Source organism: Klebsiella sp. A-Nf5 (assembly GCF_002810545.1).
GTDB lineage: Bacteria > Pseudomonadota > Gammaproteobacteria > Enterobacterales > Enterobacteriaceae > Klebsiella > Klebsiella variicola.
Window position 1 is genome coordinate 1 of sequence record NZ_PIOG01000191.1, and the last position, 659, is coordinate 659.

A 659-nucleotide genomic window follows, 5' to 3' on the forward strand; every position below is an offset into this window, starting at 1 on the left:
GCTGAAAAAATCAGCGCTACTGCTTTCTGCTCCCGCGGGGATTGCACAGGTTACGCCCAAAAGCCTGCAATTATCCTCAGGGGAAAACCTGATTAGCACCAGTGGGAAAAATACGGATTTCAGCGTATTTAAAAAATTCACTGTAGCTGCGGGAGAAGCAGTAAGTCTGTTTGCTCAAAAGCTTGGTATTAAAATTTTCGCCAGCAAAGGCAAAGTGGAGATTCAGGCACAAAGCGATGAAATGCTCCTGGATGCATGTAAAGATCTGCGCATAAGCAGTAGCGACGGAAAAATTCTTATTAGCGCAAAAAATGAAATCATCCTAACCAGTGGTGGTGGATATATTCGAATTGGAGGCGGCACGGTGGAATGTGCCGCACCAGATAAAATTATAGAGCGTGGAGCGGTTTGGCAAAAATTCAGTGGTCAGAGTATCAGTCAGGCCATGCAGGAATGGGATTCCACTGATTTTGCCATCACCCCTGAGATCCTCTGGAAGCAAACCGGCAAACCGGCAAAGAATCAAAAGGTACGCGTTACCCGCGGCGATGGCACTATCGTTGAAATGACGACTGACGATCAAGGGAAACTACCTGTGCAGAGCGGGCTTTTTGTTGAATCAATAAAAATTGATCTGTTAGATAATCAGGAAGATTAAG

At 45.5% G+C, this 659-nt stretch carries 1 protein-coding gene; it reads left to right on the top strand.

Annotation, left to right across the window (positions count from 1 at the left end):
• Positions 1-658, top strand: a 658-nt coding sequence (locus tag CWM53_RS20170) for a DUF2345 domain-containing protein (protein WP_133124366.1), incomplete at its 5' end; no start/stop codon positions are given.
• Between the last annotated feature and the right edge of the window lies 1 nt (position 659).